The sequence below is a fragment of the Amycolatopsis thermalba genome (genome assembly GCF_023376025.1).
Classification (GTDB): Bacteria; Actinomycetota; Actinomycetes; order Mycobacteriales; family Pseudonocardiaceae; genus Amycolatopsis_E; species Amycolatopsis_E thermalba.
This window is the reverse complement of record NZ_CP091196.1, coordinates 4535456-4553775: the sequence shown is the minus strand read 5'-3', so window position 1 is coordinate 4553775 and position 18320 is coordinate 4535456. Positions and strand designations below refer to the sequence as shown.

The 18320-nt window shown below is 73.1% G+C and carries 18 protein-coding genes and 4 pseudogenes; 12 read left to right on the top strand and 10 right to left on the bottom strand.

Translation table 11 applies throughout. From position 1 onward, the window contains the following. Positions 1-445: 445 nt before the first annotated feature. From L1857_RS35755 to L1857_RS22020, 6 genes and pseudogenes are all read right to left on the bottom strand, one after another. On the bottom strand, positions 446-706 hold the full coding sequence (locus L1857_RS35755; protein WP_429728399.1) for a sterol carrier protein domain-containing protein: 261 nt from the start codon (positions 704-706) through the stop codon (positions 446-448). Positions 707-1208: 502 nt separating this feature from the next. After that, positions 1209-1445 (bottom strand): annotated as a pseudogene (locus L1857_RS35750) (GNAT family N-acetyltransferase); the annotation flags it as partial. A 23-nt stretch (positions 1446-1468) separates the two neighbouring features. Further along, positions 1469-1825 (bottom strand): IclR family transcriptional regulator domain-containing protein, encoded by a 357-nt coding sequence (locus L1857_RS35615; protein ID WP_346009481.1) that lies wholly within the window; start codon positions 1823-1825, stop codon positions 1469-1471. A gap of 73 nt (positions 1826-1898) precedes the next feature. Beyond that, positions 1899-2276, bottom strand: a pseudogene (locus L1857_RS35745) (helix-turn-helix domain-containing protein); the annotation flags it as partial. A 207-nt stretch (positions 2277-2483) separates the two neighbouring features. Further along, positions 2484-3566, bottom strand: a pseudogene (locus tag L1857_RS22025) (MFS transporter); the annotation flags it as partial. A 99-nt stretch (positions 3567-3665) separates the two neighbouring features. Continuing rightward, positions 3666-4175 (bottom strand): MarR family winged helix-turn-helix transcriptional regulator, encoded by a 510-nt coding sequence (locus L1857_RS22020; RefSeq protein ID WP_094002615.1) that lies wholly within the window; start codon positions 4173-4175, stop codon positions 3666-3668. Between the two features lie 111 nt (positions 4176-4286). Between L1857_RS22020 and L1857_RS22015 the strand changes: the two genes are divergently transcribed. From L1857_RS22015 to L1857_RS21975, 9 genes are all read left to right on the top strand, one after another. Further along, positions 4287-4796: a cupin domain-containing protein gene (locus L1857_RS22015; protein WP_094002616.1), complete on the top strand. Its 510-nt coding sequence runs from the start codon at positions 4287-4289 to the stop codon at positions 4794-4796. Positions 4797-4807: 11 nt separating this feature from the next. Next, complete coding sequence (locus L1857_RS22010; RefSeq protein ID WP_094002617.1) at positions 4808-5362, top strand: dihydrofolate reductase family protein; 555 nt, start codon at positions 4808-4810, stop codon at positions 5360-5362. A gap of 21 nt (positions 5363-5383) precedes the next feature. After that, entirely contained in the window at positions 5384-5728 is a 345-nt protein-coding gene (locus L1857_RS22005) for a DUF1801 domain-containing protein (RefSeq protein WP_094002618.1), read from the top strand. Between the two features lie 225 nt (positions 5729-5953). Further along, a complete protein-coding gene (locus L1857_RS22000; RefSeq protein ID WP_116110545.1) occupies positions 5954-8053 on the top strand; it encodes an aldehyde dehydrogenase family protein in 2100 nt (699 codons plus the stop codon). Then, positions 7977-8573: a ClpP family protease gene (locus L1857_RS21995; protein WP_094002620.1), complete on the top strand. Its 597-nt coding sequence runs from the start codon at positions 7977-7979 to the stop codon at positions 8571-8573. The genes L1857_RS22000 and L1857_RS21995 overlap by 77 nt, the downstream gene beginning before the upstream one ends. Before the next feature lie 196 nt (positions 8574-8769). Then, a complete protein-coding gene (locus L1857_RS21990; protein WP_094002621.1) occupies positions 8770-9396 on the top strand; it encodes a TIGR03085 family metal-binding protein in 627 nt (208 codons plus the stop codon). Between the two features lie 63 nt (positions 9397-9459). Then, positions 9460-10143: a hypothetical protein gene (locus tag L1857_RS21985; protein WP_116114166.1), complete on the top strand. Its 684-nt coding sequence runs from the start codon at positions 9460-9462 to the stop codon at positions 10141-10143. Positions 10144-10146: 3 nt separating this feature from the next. After that, positions 10147-11214 carry a hypothetical protein gene (locus L1857_RS21980; protein WP_240323404.1) on the top strand — a complete coding sequence of 356 codons (1068 nt, stop codon included), beginning with the start codon at positions 10147-10149 and terminating at the stop codon, positions 11212-11214. An 89-nt stretch (positions 11215-11303) separates the two neighbouring features. Beyond that, the gene (locus L1857_RS21975) at positions 11304-12329 is read left to right on the top strand and encodes an ester cyclase (protein ID WP_205413393.1); all 1026 of its coding nucleotides are present in this window, start codon (positions 11304-11306) and stop codon (positions 12327-12329) included. Between the two features lie 27 nt (positions 12330-12356). Here the strand turns inward: L1857_RS21975 and L1857_RS21970 are convergent, their stop codons facing one another. Genes L1857_RS21970 through L1857_RS21960 form a run of 3 tightly spaced genes read right to left on the bottom strand, consistent with a single transcriptional unit; the run spans position 12357 to position 15493 of the window. Beyond that, positions 12357-13361 carry an Lrp/AsnC family transcriptional regulator gene (locus tag L1857_RS21970; protein ID WP_116114164.1) on the bottom strand — a complete coding sequence of 335 codons (1005 nt, stop codon included), beginning with the start codon at positions 13359-13361 and terminating at the stop codon, positions 12357-12359. 20 nt (positions 13362-13381) lie between these two features. After that, on the bottom strand, positions 13382-14611 hold the full coding sequence (locus L1857_RS21965) for a carboxylesterase family protein (RefSeq protein WP_116114161.1): 1230 nt from the start codon (positions 14609-14611) through the stop codon (positions 13382-13384). Between the two features lie 3 nt (positions 14612-14614). Next, on the bottom strand, positions 14615-15493 hold the full coding sequence (locus tag L1857_RS21960; protein WP_158224372.1) for a VOC family protein: 879 nt from the start codon (positions 15491-15493) through the stop codon (positions 14615-14617). Positions 15494-15619: 126 nt separating this feature from the next. Here L1857_RS21960 and L1857_RS21955 point away from each other — a divergent pair, with 126 nt between their 5' ends. Beyond that, positions 15620-16585 (top strand): nucleoside hydrolase, encoded by a 966-nt coding sequence (locus L1857_RS21955; RefSeq protein ID WP_094002836.1) that lies wholly within the window; start codon positions 15620-15622, stop codon positions 16583-16585. On the opposite strand, the pseudogene L1857_RS21950 reads toward L1857_RS21955, so the two are convergent. Beyond that, positions 16576-16668, bottom strand: a pseudogene (locus L1857_RS21950) (3-hydroxyacyl-CoA dehydrogenase family protein); the annotation flags it as partial. The gene L1857_RS21955 and the pseudogene L1857_RS21950 sit on opposite strands and share 10 nt — an antisense overlap. Between L1857_RS21950 and L1857_RS21945 the strand changes: the two are divergent. Then, a complete protein-coding gene (locus tag L1857_RS21945) occupies positions 16668-16874 on the top strand; it encodes a hypothetical protein (RefSeq protein ID WP_198958073.1) in 207 nt (68 codons plus the stop codon). The pseudogene L1857_RS21950 and the gene L1857_RS21945 sit on opposite strands and share 1 nt — an antisense overlap. Next, positions 16871-18271 carry a DUF1349 domain-containing protein gene (locus L1857_RS21940; RefSeq protein WP_249466153.1) on the top strand — a complete coding sequence of 467 codons (1401 nt, stop codon included), beginning with the start codon at positions 16871-16873 and terminating at the stop codon, positions 18269-18271. The genes L1857_RS21945 and L1857_RS21940 overlap by 4 nt, the downstream gene beginning before the upstream one ends. Positions 18272-18320: the final 49 nt, after the last annotated feature.

Below are 18320 nucleotides of genomic sequence, written 5' to 3'. Positions count from 1 at the left end.
CGCCGGCTCCGTCGTGCTCGGATCGCGCCGGCCGTCGGTGGCCTCCCGCTCCGCTGTCCGTCCGGAGTCCTCCTGCTGCCGCGCTTCCGGGCCCGCACCATCGGGGAATCGGTCCGATGTGGACCGTTCGTCGGCGGGGGCCTCCCCTTGCGTTTCACCCGCGCGGTTCTCACCGGACGGCTGCTCCCCGGACGGTGAGCCCTTCGCGGGCTGGTCCGCGGACGGAGCCGGATCCGATGACGCTGGTGCCGCGGGCGCGGCTCCACCGGAGTCCGCCGGGGGAGCGCCGCCGCTTCCTGGTGACCCGGCCATTCCCGACCACCTCGCTGCCGCTCGTCCGTGGTGAGCAGTCTCGGGGGTGGTGGTCCTGCCGCGGTGGCCCGTGACCTGTTCCGGTCACCCCGGACGGAGCGCGCTCACCTGCGCATCGGAACGTGCTGCCCGCTCAGGAGGCCGCGGGGTGGAACGGCTCGTGCTCGCCGCGGAACGCGGCCGAAGTCCGGGCCAGTGCGCCCGCCCGTAGCTCGGTCACCCGGCTCGTCTCGGCGAGCGTCGCCAGAGACGGGCCGCCCAGGTAGGCCGCGCCGAGGTCGGTCGCGCGCACGCACAACTCGGCCGGGGCCGTGGTCCGCGAGCACGTCACCCGGGCGCCGTCCGCGGTCAGCCGGTACCGGCCGGAGTTCCACGGGCAGAACGAGTCGCACACGGACAGCACCACGTTCAGCGGCGTGGCGTACCGGCGCACGGCCAGTGCGCGCTCCACGTCGACCAGCCGCACCCACAGGTTGTCCACCGGCGCGAGCTGCCCGCGCGGCAGCGGTGAATCCACCGGCACCAGCGCCGACACCCGGCGAGGGCCCGCCAGCAGGAACCGCCACAGCGCCGCGTGAGCCTGGTCCGTCGTCGCGACCACCCTCGGCGACCCGCAGCGCGCCCGCGTCGCCCCTGCGGTAGAGCGCGTAGCCGGTCACCTCGCCCTCCGGCGAGTCGTGCACCGCGGCCGACGTGAGCAGCGTGTCCCAGAACCGCGGCGGCCGCGAAGTCCAGCCCACCGACCTCGGCCGCACCGCGTCGTACACCGGTTCGAGCAACGCCCCTGCCGACGATCCGTCCAGCAGCCGGATCCGGCCCGCCCCCAGGTCCGCGTCCGGCCGGAGCACGCCGCGCGCGTGCAGCCGCACCGCTCGCGCCGCTGGCCCGAACCCGAACCGCGCGCAGCTCCCAGCGCCCGACGCGATCGTCTCGCCCGACTCGTACAACTCGGTCAGCTGCCGTCCCAGCAACTCCGCCAGCAGCCAGTCCTGCGCGGGGGAGACCGCCACCACCTCGGCGACCGGCACCACCGCCCCGGGCACCGTCAGCTCCCGCGACACGACTGTCACACCGCCGACGATCTCGCCCTCGTCCACCGCCACGATCGTGCGGCCGCGCTCGGCCGTGCCCCGCAGCCTGTGCTGCGCGGGCTCCGTCAGCGGCCGGAAGTGCACACAGCCGGTGTAACCCGGCGGGCCGGTCGCGCGCCAGAGGATTCCGCCATCACCCGCGCGGGTCCCGCCAGCCGCTGCGACAACGACCGCGACGTGGCCGACAGCAGGCGCGCCAGCTCGCGCGGCCGCGCCCCGGCCACCCGCACCACCGCGCTGATCGCCGCGGCGACCCGGCCCGACGGGTCCCGCACGGGTGCGGCCACCACCAGCTCGTCCGGCGTGATCGTGCGCCGCGCGACGGCCACCCCAGACCGGCGGATGAACGCCAGCTGCCGCCGCAGCTCCCCGGGATCGGTGATCGTGTACCGCGTGTACCGCGCCAGCGGCGACCGCAGCACCTTCGGCCTGGAACGCGGGCTCGGCGTGGGCCAGCAGCACCAGCCCGGTGCCGGTGGCGTGCATCGGCCACCGGTCGCCCACCCGGCTGTTGGTCGCGGCGGCCCGCGCCCGCAGGGTCTCCACGTAGACCACCTCGCGCCCGTCCCGCACGGCCAGGTGCACGTTCCCGCGAGTCAGGGAGTGCAGGTCGTCCAGGAACGGGAACGCCGCTTCCCGCAGTTGCAGCTCGCGCGGGGCCAGCGCGGCCAGTTCCAGCAACCGCAGTCCCACCGAGTACCGGCCCGCCGGGTCCCGTTCCAGACCGCCCCACGACACCAGCTCGCCCGCCAGCCGGTGTGCCGTCGGCAAGGTCAGCCCGGCCCGGCGCGCGATGTCGCCCAGCGACAGCGACCGGTGCCGCGGCCCGAACGCGGACAGCACGGCCAGCACCCGGCCCGCCGCGGTGGTCATCTCGCGCTCCCGACCGGCGCGGGCGCCGCGACGCGGCCCGGCACCGGCAGCACCAGCACCGCCACCAGGCTCACCGCGCACAACAGTCCCAGGTAGAGCGCGATCGGCGGCGGGGAGTGGTAGGCGCCGTAGAGGCCCGTCGCGGCCGGGTGTCACCGCGCCGCCCACCAGGCCGCCCATCTGGTAGGCGATCGACGCGCCGCTGAACCGCATCCGCACCGGGAAGATCTCGGTGAACAACGCGCCCTGCGCCCCGGCCATGATCGCCTGCACGATCCCGGCGACCAGGAACGACAGCAGCGCCGCGCCCACGCTGCCGGTGTCGACGAGCAGGAACAACGGGAACGCCCACGCGACCGCCGCGGCCGCGCCCCAGCGCGTACACCCGTTTGCTGCCCCACCGGTCCGCGCACCGCGCCGCCACGTAGATCCGGCGATCCACGGCACCGTGGAGGCGAGGATCAGCGTCAGCAGCGTGCTGCGCCCGAACCCGGCGGCCTGGGTGCCGTAGCTGAGCATGTGGACCATCACCGTGTAGCCCACCGCGGGCGGCGCGATCGCGGCGAGGCTCGCCAGCACCAGCGTCCCCGGGCGCTCGCGGATCAGCGTCGCCGCCGGCACCCGGCTGACCTGCCGCTGCTGGCGGACCCTCTGGAACTCGGGGCTCTCGGTGAGCGTGCGCCGCACCAGCATCCCGACTACCAGCAGCGCGACGCTGACCAGGAACGGGATCCGCCAGCCCCAGGTGGCGAACCCGTCCCCGGTGGTCTCCACCACCAGCAGGAACACCAGGTTCGAGGCCAGCACCCCGATCGGCACGCCGAACTGCGCGAAGCTGCCGTACACCGCGCGCTGCCGCGGCGTGGCGTGCTCGGTGGCGACCAGCACCGCGCCACCCCACTCGCCGCCGACGCCGAACCCCTGCACCAGCCGCAGGAACACCAGCAGGATCGGCGCCGCGACCCCGATCGCGGCGTAGGTCGGCAGCAGGCCGATCAGGAACGTGGCGAGCCCGGCCAGCATGAGCGTCAGCACCAGCATCGACTTGCGCCCGATCCGGTCGCCGAAGTGCCTGATCACTGCACCGCCGAGCGGCCGCGCGATGAACCCCACCGCGAACGTGCCGAACGCGGCGAGCGTCCCGGCCAGCGGGGAGAACGACGGGAAGAACAGCGATCCGAACACCAGAGCCGAGGCGCTGCCGAAGACGTAGGAGTCGTACCACTCGATCGACGTCCCGACGCAACTGGCCAGCAGGATCGAGGCCCTGGTGGGTGGAGTGCCTGCCACGGGAGCACCCACCTTCGACGTCGGAACCGGGTGCCTCCAGTAAAGGAGCACCGCCCGCGCGCGTCGTCGGCCTGTTGCCGCGCCCGGGGAGTGCCGGCCTCAGAGTTCGAGAGCGCGCAGCAGGATTCGCAGGAGCCCGTCGAGGGTGCCGAGCTGCTCCTGGTCCAGCGCCGACAGCAGCCGGGTGACGTTGGCGGTGTGTGCCGTCATCGCGTCGTCCACGGTGGCGTAGCCCTGGTCGGTGAGCCGGACGCGGAAGCTGCGGCGGTCCGCGGGGTCGAGGGTGCGCTCGACGAGCCCGGCCGCCTCCAGCCGGTCCAGCCGGTTGGTCATGCCCGCGCGGGTCAGCATCAGGGTCGCGGACAACTGCGACGGCGTCAGCGTGTACGGAGCGCCGGAGCGCCGGAGCGCCGCGAGGACGTCGAACTCGCCCCTCTGCAGCCCGAACGAGGTGAAGACCGTCTCCTGCGCCGGGCCCAGCAGGAGCCCCACGCGGCCCAGCCGCCCGGCGACGGCGATGGCGTCGAGGTCCAGGTCCGGTCGTTCCCGCTGCCACGCCTCGATCACGGCGTCGACGGCGTCGGCCGGCTGTTCGTTCGTCTCACTCACGGCTCCCAGTCTATTCGATGACGAGACTATCCGACGCCGTCCTATTCGACGCCGTGCTATTTGGCGCGAGATAGTTTGACAGCTTACTATCAGCCGTGTGACTATAAGGCCATGAGCACACCACCACTGACCGACCAGGAGGCTCCGCCACTCCTGGTACGGCGAGACGAGGCGGAAGTCCTGGGCGCGGGGCCGGCCACGGTCTCGCTGCTTGCCGACGTGCCCTCGACCGCAGGGTTCCTGAGCGCCACGCGCACGACGCTGGACGAGGGACAGGACGGGGCCGCGCCCCACTACCACCGCACCTCGGCGGAGACGTTCTTCGTCCTCGGCGGTGTCCTGGAGGTCCTGGTCGGCGAGGAGATCGTCACGGCGCGGGAAGGCGACCTGCTGTTCGTGCCGCCGGGCACCGTCCACGCGTTCGGCGCGGCCCCGGGATCCGGCGCCGACCTGCTGATCGTGTTCACCCCCGGTGTCGAGCGGTTCGGGTACTTCCGGCTCCTCGACCGGGTCCGCCGGGGCGACGCCGAACCGGCGCACGTCCTCGATGCGCAGGACCGCTACGACAACCACTTCGTGGACAGCACCGTCTGGCGGGACTTCCGCCGGGCCGACCGATGAGGAGACAACCCGTGCGCAAGGTCATCAACTCCACCTACGCCACCCTCGACGGCTTCATCGACAACCCGCACGAGTGGTCCCTGCAGTACTCCAACGAGGAAGCGCAGGCCTACGCCTTCACGATGACCACCGCCGCCGACGCGCTACTGCTGGGCCGCGTCACCTACGAAGGCATGGCGCAAGCGTGGCCGCAGATGGGCGGAAACCCCTACGCCGACCACGTCAACGGCATCACCAAGTACGTCGTCGCGTCGCAGCCGGTCGACACGTCGGCCTGGAACCCGACCGTCGTCATCCCCGGTGACGACGTCGTCTCCCGCGTCGCGGCGCTGAAGGAGCAGGACGGCGCCGACATCCTGATCTGGGGCGCCGGCCGGCTCACCGACACGCTCGCGGCGGCCGGCCTTCTCGACGAGTACCGGATCTGGGTGTGCCCGGTCATCAAGGGCCAGGGCGAGCCGCTGTTCCGCGAGGACAGCGCCATGAGCCTCGACCTGCTCGGCACGACGACGTTCACCACCGGCGCCGTCGTCCACACCTACCGGCCCGCCACGGCCACGTCCTGAACCGCACCGGAGGAGAAGATCGTGAACGACGAAGTCACCGGCTACATCGCGAAGACGCTGCCCTGGCAGGCCGAGATCTGCACCAAGCTGCGCGAGATGGTGCACGCCACCATCCCGGACGCCGGGGAACAGCTGCAGTACGGCAAACCGCACTTCCTCAAGAACGGCAAGCACGCCGCGGTGATCCACGTGGCGCGGAACAAGGTGTCGTTCATGGTGTTCGAGGCCGGCGACGTCGAACCCGTCAAGGGCGTGCTGAGATCCCTGGGCAACGGCGACCGCAAGGCCGCCGACTTCACCGAGGGGCAGGACGTCGACTACGACCTGCTCGCCGGCGTCCTCGCCCGGACCAGCGGCAAGCTCTGACCCGGCCCGGGCCGCCCCACGGCGGGCGGCCCGGGAACCCTTTCCGCGTCACGAAAGACGCCTCGCTCCGCTCTTCCGCGGCCTGGCATCCTCGGGTGGACCAACAGCGAGGAGCGGTTATGACGACTGTTCTGCCGGGCCCCGGGCCCCGGGGCCCTGGTCACGGAGAACACCCACCTCGTCGGCGGCGACTGGGTTCCCGCGGCCGGCGGGGACAGCATCGACGTGCTCGACCCGTCCACCGGGGATGTCCTCGCCCGGGTCCCGCGCGGCGGACCCGCCGACGCCGACGCCGCCGTGACCGCTGCGGCGGAAGCCTTCCCGGCCTGGCGCGACACCCCGGCCACCGAGCGCGCCGCGCTGATCCTGCGCTGGGTGCGGCTGATCGAGCAGCACGAAACCGAGATCGACCGGCTCGAATCACGCGAGGTGGGCCGCCCGCACTGGGGACCGCCGCCGCTGGCGCGCATCCTCACCTTCATCGCCGGCCAGGCCGACAAGGTCCAGGGTGTGTCGCTGCCCGCCGGTCCCGGTGTGCTCGGCCTGACCCTGCGCGAGCCCTACGGCGTGGTCGGCAGCATCATCCCGTGGAACGCGCCCGGCCCGATGTTCGTCAACGACGCCGGCGCCGCCATCGCCGCGGGCAACACCATCGTCGTCAAACCGGCCGAGGACGCGCCGCTCACCCCGCTCGCGCTGGCCCGGCTCGCGCTCGAGGCGGGCATCCCGCCGGGCGTGATCAACGTCGTCACCGGGTACGGCGGCGAAGCCGGCGCGGCCCTGCCCGTGCACCCCGGCATCCGGCGGACGAGCTTCGCCGGCTCCCCGGAAACCGGCTCGCTCGTCATGGCCGCCTGCGCGCGCAACCTCGTGCCGCTGCACCTGGAACTCGGCGGCAAGTCCCCGCAGATCGTCTTCGCCGACGCCGACCTGGACACCGCCATCCCGGCGATCGCGATGGGTATCACGCTCATCAACGCCAAGCAGCACGCCCGCGTTCTCGACTACGTGCGCGTGGGCCGGGAGGAGGGCGCCGAACTGGTCCTCGGCGGCGGCGTCCCGGACGGGTTCGACCGCGGGTTCTTTGTCGAGCCCACGCTGTTCGACCACGTCGCCCCGGACATGCGCATCGCGCAGGAGGAGATCTTCGGCCCGGCGCTGTCGGTCATCCCCGTCGAGTCCGAAGAGGACGCTCTGGAGGTGGCCAACGGCACCGGCTACGGCCTGGTCGCCTCCGTCTGGACGCGGGACCTCGGCCGCGCCGTGCGGATGTCGAAGGGACTGCAGGCCGGGCAGGTCGCGGTCAACGCCGCACTCGGCGCCGGGGTCACCGGCCGCTCCGACCACCTCCTCGGCGTCGACCCCGCCGACGCCGGCTACCGGCCCACCGACTGCTGGACCACCCTCGGCGGCCTGGCCCGCGACACCCGCCGGGTGCGGCTCGGCGCGGTGGTCGGCGCCGCCACGTTCCGGCAGCCCGGCATCCTCGCCACCATCGTCGCCGGCGTCGACGAGATGAGCGGCGGCCGCGTCGAACTCGGCCTGGGCACCGGCTGGTACGAGCGGGACGATGGAGTTCGGCGACACGGCCACCGGGTGCCGGGTCCGCATGCGGATGCCGTGCCCGCGGTGATCGGGGTGCTGGTGTCCGACGACCACGCCGTGGTGCGGCGGGGGATCGCGGCCTACCTGGAAAGCACCGAGGGCATAGAGGTGGTCGGCGAGGCCGTCGACGGGGACCGGGCGCTGGCCGAGCTGGCGCGGCTGGCCGCGCTGGGGTCGCTGCCGCCGGTGGTGCTGATGGATGTGCTGATGCCCGAGCTGAACGGCATCACCGCCTTGAAGGCGATCACGGCGAAGTACCCGGGCGTGCGGGTGGTGGTGCTGACGAGCTTCGGGGAGACCGAGCGGGTGCACGCGGCGCTGCAGGCGGGGGCGGCCGGGTTGACGCGGCAGCTGGTGTCGCCGCCGATGGGCCTGGCGGCGCTCACCGCGCGGGAACGCACGATCCTGGCGCTGGTCGGGCGCGGGTTGTCCAACCGGCAGATCGCGACGAAGCTGTCGATCAGCGAGCGCACGCCGCGCACGCACGTGAGCCACGTGCTGACGAAGCTCCAGCTGCCGTCGCGGACGCAGGCGGCGTTGTTCGCGAGGGTTGATCGACGCGGGTTGATCGCTGGTGGCGAAACCGTCATGCTCACGGCGAACACGGGTGTTGTGCTTGCCTTGTCCCGCCTAGGTTCGGGGCATGACTCTACGAGTGCTCCCGTCGGCGAACGCGTCGGCCTCTTTGGACGATTCGGTGTACGGGCAGCTGTTGCGTGACCGGATCGTGTTCCTCGGCACGGAGGTGACTGACGCGGTCGCCAACCGGATCACCGCGCAGCTGTTGCTGCTGGCGGCCGAGGATCCGCACAAGGACATCACGTTCTACATCAACTCGCCGGGCGGTTCGGTCACCGCCGGAATGGCGATCTACGACACGATGCGACTGATCAAACCGGACGTTTCCACGTGGGGACTGGGGTTCGTGGCGTCGATGGGCCAGTTCCTGCTGTCCTCCGGGACGCCCGGAAAGCGCTATCTGCTGCCGAACACGCGGGTGGTGATGCACCAGCCGTCGGCCGGGATCGGCGGCGCGGCCACGGACATCGCGATCCAGGCGGAGGTGTTCGGGCGGATGAAGCGCCGCCTCGCGGAGATCACGGCGCGCCAGACGGGGCAGCCGGTGGAACGCATCACGGCCGACGCGGACCGCGACCGCTGGTTCGACGCCGACGAGGCGCTCGCCTACGGATTCGTGGACCACATCGTCGGCGCCGGTGAGGAGGCGGTGAGCGCCTAGGGACGAAGAGCTCGCCGGTCGGCGGCCGCCAGCACGCGGTCCGCCACGGCCGCGTTCCGTCCGGTGGGGTTGCGCGGCCTCCGCGGGCCTGAGGCGTGCAGGGTCACCCCGCTGCCGGGCCCCTGGCCCCCGCTGTGCACCTGGTGCCCCGCCGCGGCGCGCCCCCTCACCCCCTACCGGCCGGTAGGGTGGTCGCATGGGTGTCGCCGCTGAGGAACGTCGTCTGCTGAGCCTCCTGCTGGACGAGACCGGGCCCGACGCGCCCACCCTGTGCCAGGGGTGGCTGACCCGCGACCTCGCCGCGCACCTCGTCGTGCGGGAGAGCCGTCCGGACGCCGCCCTGGGCATCCTGCTGCCGCCGCTGGCCGGGCACACCCAGCGCGTCCAGGACGCGATCGCCGCGCAGCCGTGGCCCGAGCTGGTCGACCGGGTCCGCCGCGGGCCGGCCTGGTACTGGCCCACCTCGATCGGCCGGCTCGACGAGCTGACCAACACCGCCGAGTTCCTCGTGCACCACGAGGACGTGCGCCGCGGCCGTCCGGGCTGGGCACCCCGCCCGGCCGAGGCCACCCGCGACGCCGCCGCGTGGCGCGCCGCCCGGACCGCGGCCAGGATCAACCTGCGCCGCGTACCCGTCGGCGTCACGCTGCGCACCACCGACGGCCGCGAAGCCACCGCCAGAACCGGCGCCGAGCAGGTCACCGTCACCGGCGACCCCGTGGAGCTGCTGCTGTTCGTCTTCGGCCGGGACGCCGTCCACGTGACCTTCGACGGCGACGCCGCCGCCATCGGCCGGCTCAAGGCCGCCGGCCGCGGGATCTAGCCGGCCGAGAAGTTTTTGCGCCATTCGCCAGACGCACCGTAGTCGCGCCAGTACGGTCGGCTCATGGAGAAGGCCGAGGGGGTGGTCCGGACGGTGCACGAGGCCCTCGGCCGCGCACTGGACCGGCTGCGGGACGATCCGGGTTTTCGCACCGGGTTGACGCCGGGCGACCCACGGCTGGAAGGCACGCGGGTCGCGATGACGGCCGTGGTGGACGAACTGGAAGTCCGGGTGGCGCCGGTCATGGCCGCGTGGGCCGACATGGTGCGCCGCGGCGCCGGAGCACACCCGCGGATCGCCCCGTACCATCCGCGCGTCGCGTTCGCGGCGTTCGTGGAGGCCACCCGGGTCGCGCACGCATCGTTCGCCACGTACACCGGCAGGGGAGTCGAGACGCTGCTGACCCTGTCCAAGCAGCAACTCGACATCGCCGTCGCCGGTCTCGATGAACCTCCGCCTCTGCCCAAGCCCACGCCCAAGGCCACGCCCACGTCCGCGGACGGGCCGACGGGACGCATCGGCGCCCGCCCTTCGGCTGGCCCGCGGTTCTACGAAGATCCTGACGAACAGCGGCGGCAGGCCCTTCTGGACGGGTTGTACGAGCGTGCACTGCCGTTGGCCGAGGCCATCGCGGACACGGCGCCGGCACCGGGCTCGGCCCGTGCCGGCTCGGATTCCGGGATCCCGGGTCCCTACGACGACGTGCGCGAGCCGTGGTACCGCCGCGCACTGCGGCGGCGCGGGTAGCCGGTGACCGGGATATTCCAGAGCGCCCTCGCCGGTGGGCGCGGGCTGCTGGTCGGCTGGATCCTGCCCAGCCTGATCAACGTGCTGATCTTCGGGTTCGTGGTGGTGCCGGAACTGAGCCGGTTCGACGCGCCCGGCGCCGAGGCGGCTCGCGCCGCGATCTTCGGCCTGGTCGCCACCGCGGTGCTCGGCCTGGTCCTGGCGGCCCTGCAGATCCCGCTCTACCGCGTCCTCGAAGGCCATCTCGGCTGGCCCCGCCGCCTGGCCCAGGCTCGTCGCCGGCGCCATCTGGCCCGCAAGCACCTGGTGCGCAACCGCGTCGACGCCGTGTCCCTGGTGCGGCGGGAACGCCACCTGACCGGCGACGAGAAGTCCGTGCTGGACGCCTTCCGCGCGCACCCGGTCATCAGCCGCCACCTCGCCGCGGATCTCCGCAGGGGCCCGGTCTGGTTCGCGGTGCTGGAGGAGCGGTTGCATCGGTACCCGGTGGACGACCGGCAGGTCGCCGCGACCCGGCTCGGCAACGCGATCCGGCGGTTCGAGGAGTACGGGCACGACCGGTACCGGCTCGACTCGCAGGTGCTGTGGCACGAACTCAACGCCGCCGTGCCCGAACCGGTGCGCAAACAGACCGACGACGCCCGGATGAGCGTCGACTTCTTCGTCTGCCTGCTCTACGGGCACCTGCTCGTCGTCGTGGCAGCCGGGATCGATCTCGCCCTCGGCGCCGCCGTGCGTCCCTGGCTGGTCGTGGCGACGATGATCGGCCTGCTGCCGCTGACGGTGATCTGGTACCGCCTGGCCGTGGTGGCCACCGACGAGTGGGCAGGCGCGGTCCGGGCGATGGTCAACCTCGGCCGGCAGCCACTGGCCACCGCACTCGGGTTCGCGCTTCCGCAGCAGATCGACGAGGAACGCGCGATGTGGCGCCTGTTCGGTGATTTCGTCGGCTCCGGGTTCCGGCCGGGGCTGGATGCCCTGGACGCGTACCGGGTCGCTCCCGAGGAGCCCGGCGCGGGCGATCCGCCCAGGCCCGCCGAACCGGCGCCCGGTGACGGCAGGCCGTCCTGAGCCCCGGTCTTTCGGCCCTAGCCGCGGCCCGGGACGAGGACGACGCTGGAGGGTTCCGGGCACCACCACCAGCATCGAGGGAGGGTCTCGTGTACGCACGCATCAACACGCTCATCGGCGACCCCGCCCGGATCGACGAGGTCACGCACTACCTGGACACGACCGTGCGCCCCTTCGTGGAGGCGCAGGCCGGCAACCGCGGGCTGGCCGTCCTCACCAACAGCGAGCTGGGCATCACCGTCGCCGGGACCTACTGGGACTCCGCGGAGTCGATGACGCTCTCCGAGCACGCCGTGGAAGCCTCCCGCAAGGAAGCCGCCGAGCTGGGCGCGGGCCTGATCACCGTGGACCACTTCGAGGTCCCGGTCTTCGTCCGCCGCAGCCGCCCCGGTCCGGGCGCCGGCGTCCGGATGACCACCATCGACTGCCCGCCCGGCGAGGTCGGCGCGGCGATCCAGGCCTTCCGCGAGAACGCGGTGCCCGGCCTGGTGAAGATGGACGGGCTGTGCAGCGCGCAGATGCTCGCCGACCGCGAGCAGGGCCGCTGCCTGGTGATCGCCGCCTACGAAACCATGGAGCAGCTGGCGGACAGCCGCGCCGCGGTGGCCCGCCTGCGTGCCGACACCCTGGCGCGGATCCACGCGCAGGTCCGGTCGGTGGGCGAGTACCGGCTGCTGTTCACCACCGTGCGGGAGGGCGGCACGAACAGCCTCACCCAGCGGTGGGTCGACCTGTGGAACGCCGGCGACCGCGAGGGCTGGCGGGGCATGACCGACCAGACCGCCTTCGAGCTCCGCGCTCCCGGCGGGTTCCGGCTCGCCGGACGCGAGGCGCTGGAGGCGGAGTGGTCGACCTGGCACGACGCGTTCCCGGACAACCAGATCGCGGTCATGAGCATCCACGGCGACGAGGACGGCGGCGTGCTGGAGGGCCGCTTCCAGGGCACCCACACCGGCCGGCTGGTCACCCCGGCCGGCGACATCGCCCCGACGCAGCGGACGGTGGACATCCCGTTCTGCGAGGTCCACCGCGTCCGGGCCGGCCAGATGACCGACAGCCACCTCTACTACGACCAGCTGGAGCTGCTGATCCAGCTCGGGAAGATCGACAGCTGACGCCGCCGGCCGTGATCGGTGGATCTTCTACCGCTTCGGAGGACGTGGCGTTCCGGAACCGGGCGCCTGGGCTCCCCCGGCTCGCTTGCTGTTGCGGATGACCGGTGCGCTCTCGAGCTGGCGGATCCCCGGCAGCGTGCCCATGCCGCGTTCGAGGAAGTCGTAGAGGGAGTCCACGTCGCGGCAGGCGGCGAAGACCAGCAGGTTGGCCGGGCCGGTGGTGGCCGCGGCGAAGGCGACCTCGGGATGCGCGGCGAGGGCTTCGGCCGCCGGGCGCATCCGGGCCGGATCGACGGTCAGCCAGAGGATGGCGAGGGTCTCGAACCCCAGGAGCAGGGGATCGATGTCCACGTCGAAGAACAGCGCGCCGCGCTGACGCAGCTGCGCGAGCCTGCGTGTGGCCGTCATCTCCGACCAACCGGTCGCCTTGGCGAGATCGGGGTAGGTCGCCCGGCCGTCGCGGGCGAGGGCGGCCAGCAGCTGCTCGTCGCCGTCTTGCAGCACGACCCGTTCTTTCCGGTCGCGCGGTGGTTCGGGGGCGAGAGCCGCGATCTGCTCGGGCGTGAGGAAGTCGGCCCTGCCGTGCCAGCCGGACGGGCCGCCGGCGAAGACGCGCAGCAGGCAGTGCGCCGTGACGCCGGTGACCCGGGGTGTCCTGGGTAGTTGCCCGAGGAGCAGCGCGTCGCGTTTGCCGGTGCTGCGCACCCGCGTGACGCAGCAGATCTGCTTTCCCCCGGAGGTGAGGCACACCCAGGAGGTGTCCGGCCGGCGAGCCAGCGCGTCGGCGACGGGCACCGCCGCGTCGGGTGTCACCTGGACCCGGACGAACCATTCCACCCAGTCCAGCCGCCGGGCGTCCGGCAGGCCGATCACCCGGAGCGATCCGGTGGACCGAAGCCTGCGGTAGCGCCGCGCGACTGTCTGATCCGATACACCGACCACGGACGCGATGCGGCTGAAGGGCGCGCGGCCGTCGACGTGCAGCGCGTGGACGATCGAGCGGTCGAGCTCGTCCAGGACCAGGGAACTCACCGGCGTCAGGGTAGCGGGGGTCAGGCGAAGTGCCTGACGTGCGGGAACGGCGGCCAGCCGGGTGATCCGGTGTGGACGAGTCCCGTCCAGGCGCGTTGCACCTGGTCCACCAGCCGCCGTAGATCGGCGGGATCGGCGCCGGCCAGCATCGGCGCCGCGCGCCAGGCGTCCAGGCCGCCGAACACGAACGGCAGTTCGATGCAGTGGCAGGCGCCGAAGGGGCTGCCGGGTGGTGACCAGTCGAACCGGAAGGCGAAGGCGGAACCGGCCTGCCGGGCCAGCCGGCGGCTGCCGTCGCCGAAGAGCCGCGCGGTCAGGTCCGCGGGCGCGCCGGGGAAGAACGCCGAGGCCTCGTCGCGGGTCGTGCCGATCAGCACGGGAAGGTCGCCGGGCGCGCCGGCGAGCAGGTCGGCGGGGACGCCGTCGGCGACCAGCTGGAACGGTGGGGTCACGGACAGCGGCGCCGCCCTGCGCCGCGCGAGTTCCTGCTGGGCGGCCAGGAGGCGGGGAACGGGCACGGTCCGCAGGTGTTCTGCCTCGGCCGGGTGCGGGCCGAGAACCTCCAGCAGGTGGCGGCCGATCCCGGCTGCTTCCCGTCGGCTGAACGGGGTGACCCCGGCCGGTGTGCTCTGCAGGATGACCTGGTGGAACAGGCCGGGACCAGCGGGACGGCCCAGGAGCGCGAGCGCCGACAGCGCCCCGGCGGATTGCCCGGCCAGCGTGACGCGGTCCGGGTCGCCGCCGAACGCGACGATGTTGTCCCGCACCCACGTCAACGCGGCGATCTGATCGAGCAGGCCGAGGTTGGCCGGACCGAACCCGGGTGACAGGTACAGGTACCCGAGGGCGCCCAGCCGGTAGTTGACCGTGACGACCACCATCCGGCCGCGTTCGGCCAGCAGGGCTCCGTCGTACCAGGCTTCCGCGCCCGATCCGCTGGAGAATCCGCCGCCGTGCAGCCACACCAGCACCGGCAGCCCGGTCCCGCCCGGAGTCCAGACGTTCACGGACAAGCAGTCCTCGGCCTGGGCCAGGTCGCTGCCCGGCCCCATGATGCGGGCCAGCCGGGAGGGCGGCTGCGGGCACGCCGGACCCGGGTGGCCGGCGTCCCGCACCCCCGCCCAGGCGGGGGCCGGCCGGGGCGCGGCGAACCGCCCGGCGCTGCCGTACGGGACACCGGGAAAGGCCGTGACCGCGCCGGTGGGAACACCGCGCAGTGCCCCGGCGGGCGCGCGAACGAGGCCGGTCATCGGTCACGCCGCCAGGAAGGCGATGGCCGCGCCGCGGGCCTCACCGGCGCCGACGAAGAACCCGCCGGGCAGCTCGCGGACGGTGAACCCGTTGCTCTCGACCAGGGCGCGAGCCGCGTCGACGTCCGTGACGGCGACGGCCTGCCCCGCGAGGTAGGGCAGCGTGGGCACCGGCTCGCCGGGCAGCACCTCGCCGAAAGCGGAGACCGCGACGATCTCCATTCGGCCGGTCGGGAGGGACAGGACCCGCAGCGGTTCCTCGGCCACGGGTTCGGTGCCCAGGGTGAGGGCGTAGCGAGCGACCGTGGCCTCCAGGTCGGCGTCGTCCACCACCAGCAACACGCTGTGCAGCTGGATCGCGCCGTTGGCGTGGCTGGTGTAGCGGGGCTGGTGGATCAACTCGGGCGTCAGGTGGTGCGCGATGTGGATCAGCCCTTCCGGGGTGAGCGCGCGGTCCAGGTGAATCGCCTGGAACCGCGCGGTCGCCGTCCCGCCGGGGGTGGCGACGTCCCGTTGCAGTGGCAGCACCCCGGACGACGACAGTCCCGCTTCGCGCAGCCGCTGGTAGACGGTACCGGCGTCGTCGCAGCCGAACGAACAGCCGTGCAGGCCCTCGTACCGGGCGATCAGCGGGCGGATGTTCCACGGGTCCACCGAGCCGTCGCCGAACAGGCCGAGCAGTTCCAGGTAGGTCCGGCCGAACAGCGCGCACCGGTTGCCGGCGCCCATCGGCTTGCGCTCGCCGCCGGGGCGATCGGAGCCGGTGTGCAGCGACAGCGGGCTGAGGGTGAAGCCGAGCGCCTCGTACGTCGCGGCGGTGGCTTCGATGTCGGTGGTGTACAGGACGGAGTGGTCGATGCGGTCGATGTCGTGATCAGTCACGCCGCACAGGTTGCTGCTGCGGTCCCGGTTTCGCCCAGCCACCGGAGCGCAGCTGGGGGATTCCGACGGAGCACGGCCGCCGGTGCTGGAATCCGCCGCGGGCACGTCGTGTGGGACGCTGCCGGGGTGACACGCAAGGTGATCCTCGACGTCGACACCGGTACCGACGACGCGGTCGCGATCATGCTGGCCGCCCTGCACCCCGATCTCCACCTGGCCGCCGTGACCACCGTCAGCGGCAATGTGCCCCTGCCGGCCACCACCGACAACACGTTGCGCGTGCTGGACGCCATCGGACGGCCGGACATCCCGGTGCACGCGGGCCTCGCACACCCCGTCGCGCGGCGCGGGTTTCCCGGGCAGACGCACTTCGAGCGCGACTCGGCCCGGGACATGCACGGCACCTCCCTGCCGCTACCCACGCCGGTGACGGCCGCGCGCGAGGAATCCGCGGTGGAGTTCCTGCTGCACACCCTGCGCACCACCACCGAGCCGGTGACGCTGGTGCCGGTCGGGCCGCTGAGCACCATCGCCACCGTGCTCGCCGCCGATCCGTCCGTGCGGGACGCCGTCGACGAGGTCGTGATCATGGGCGGGGCGCACGCCCACGGCAACGTGACGCCCTCGGCCGAGTTCAACGTCTGGGCCGACCCGGAGGCCGCGGCGATGGTCTTCTCGGCCGGTTTCCCGCGCCTGACACTGGTCCCGCTGGACGCCACCCACCAGGCGCTGGTCAACCGCGCCGACTGCGCGAGACTGGCCGGCCTGGGCACCGCCGCCGGGCGCGCGGCCGCCGGCCTGATCACCCGCCGCATCGACGCCTACTCCGCCGGCCACGGCGTGCACGCACCCGATTCGGCGCCCGTGCACGACGCGGTGTGCGTGGCCTACCTGGTGCGGCCCGAGGTGATCACCACCCGCCCGGTGCGCGTCGAGGTCGAAACCACCGGCGCCCTGACCGTCGGCCGGACCGTGATGGACCTCCGTCCGAACGCGACCGGCGAGCCGAACGCGCGGGTGGCCTTCGGGGCGCGGGCGGAGGTGCTCGTCGACCTGCTGCTGGCCACGTTCGGCGAGGCGGTTCAGCCGTAGTCGTAGAAACCGCGGCCCGACTTGCGGCCCAGCAGCCCGGCGTCGACCATGCGCAGCAGCAGCGGCGGGGGAGCGTAGAGCGGTGCTGGCCCGCGCGGGCGGCACGGTCGCCGCCACCGACCGGGACGTGCTCACCGTGTCCGGCCTGCCCGCCGAGCGGATCGTCGCGCTGCTGTCCGGGCACGCGGTGCCGTTCTCGGAGGTCTCGGCCCATCGCGCGTCGCTCGAAGAGGCCTACATGGAGCTGACCCGCGACGCGGTCGAGTTCCGCTCGGAGGCCGCCCGATGACCACTCTCGCGCCGTACCGCTCGGGACACCGTGGCCGGGACGGCTTCGCCCAGCTGCTGCACGCCGAATGGACCAAGTTCCGCACCGTGCGCGGCTGGGTCGCGGGCCTGGCCGTCACCGCGCTGGTCACCGTCCTCATCGGACTGTTCTCCGCACTGGGCAGCCAGACCTCCTGCGGTGACCGCAAGTGCGACCGGGCGGTCCCGGTCGGACCGGGCGGGCAGGCGGTGACCGACTCGTTCTTCTTCGTCCACTCGGCCCTCACCGGCGACGGCACCCTCACCGCCCGGGTCTCCCCGCTGACCGGCACGCGCGGCGTCGAACCGTGGGCGAAGGCCGGGCTCATCCTCAAGGACGGCACCACGCGCGGGTCGGCCTACGCCGCCCTGATGCAGACCGGCGCCCACGGCGTGCGGATGCAGCACAACTTCACCGAGGACCTCGCGGCGCCGCCCGGTTCCTGGTCGCGACTGACGCGCACCGGCGACACCATCACCGGCTCGGTGTCGGCGGACGGGGTCACCTGGACCGACGCCGGCGCGGTCGACCTGCCCGGGCTGCCGGAGACCATCGAGGCCGGGCTGTTCGCGACCTCGCCCAGCCACAACGTCATCGCCGACGGGCGCTTGGGCGGCACCAAGATCACCGGCGGGCCGACGCAGGTCAGCGCGTCCTTCGACGGCATCGCGCGGGAGGGCGGGTTCTCCGGCGGCTGGCGGGGGGACGACCTGGGCGCCGACTCGATGTCCTACCCCTCGCTGGGCGGCGGGTTCACCGAATCCGGCGGCGCGATCACGGTGCGGGGGTCCGGCGACATCGCGCCCGCCGTGACCGGTGACGGCGAGAGGGTCGAGGAGAGCCTGGTGGGCGCCTTCGCCGGGCTGATCGCCGCGGTCGTGGTCGGCACGCTGTTCGCGACCTCGGAGTACCGGCGCGGGCTGATCCGTACCACGTTGATCGTCAGCCCGCGGCGGGAACGCGTGCTCGCCGCGAAGGCCCTGGTGCTGGGGGCGGTGACGTTCGCAGCCGCGCTGGCCGTGGTGCCGCTGAGCCGGGCGATCCTGCGCGGCAACGGCAACATCCTCATCCCGGTGCCGACCACGACGGAACTGCGGGTCGTCGTGGGCACGGCGGCGGTGATCGCGGTCGCGGCCGTGTTCGCCCTCGCGGTGGGTTCGCTGCTGCGGCGCAGCGCCGGGGCCGTCGCCCTCGGCATCGCCACGCTCGTGCTGCCCTACCTGCTGGCGACTTCGTCGGTGCTGCCGTCCGGCGCCGCGCAATGGCTGCTGCGGGTCACCCCGGCCGCGGCGTTCGCGGTGCAGCAGAGCATTCCCGAGTATCCGCAGGTGCTCGCGGCGTACACGCCCGCGCAGGGGTATTACCCGTTGCCGCCGTAGGGCGGGTTCGCGGTGCTGTGCGCGTACGCGGCGGCGGCGCTCGGGCTGG

Excerpts from the sequence above, each read along its gene's own strand:
- L1857_RS21940 (WP_249466153.1), top strand. The coding sequence starts at position 16,871 with ATGACCACTCTCGCGCCGTACCGCTCGGGACACCGTGGCCGGGACGGC.
- L1857_RS21995 (WP_094002620.1), top strand. The coding sequence starts at position 7,977 with ATGACTCTACGAGTGCTCCCGTCGGCGAACGCGTCGGCCTCTTTGGAC.
- L1857_RS22015 (WP_094002616.1), top strand. The coding sequence starts at position 4,287 with ATGAGCACACCACCACTGACCGACCAGGAGGCTCCGCCACTCCTGGTA.
- L1857_RS21985 (WP_116114166.1), top strand. The coding sequence starts at position 9,460 with ATGGAGAAGGCCGAGGGGGTGGTCCGGACGGTGCACGAGGCCCTCGGC.
- L1857_RS21990 (WP_094002621.1), top strand. The coding sequence starts at position 8,770 with ATGGGTGTCGCCGCTGAGGAACGTCGTCTGCTGAGCCTCCTGCTGGAC.
- L1857_RS21965 (WP_116114161.1), bottom strand. The coding sequence starts at position 14,611 with ATGACCGGCCTCGTTCGCGCGCCCGCCGGGGCACTGCGCGGTGTTCCC.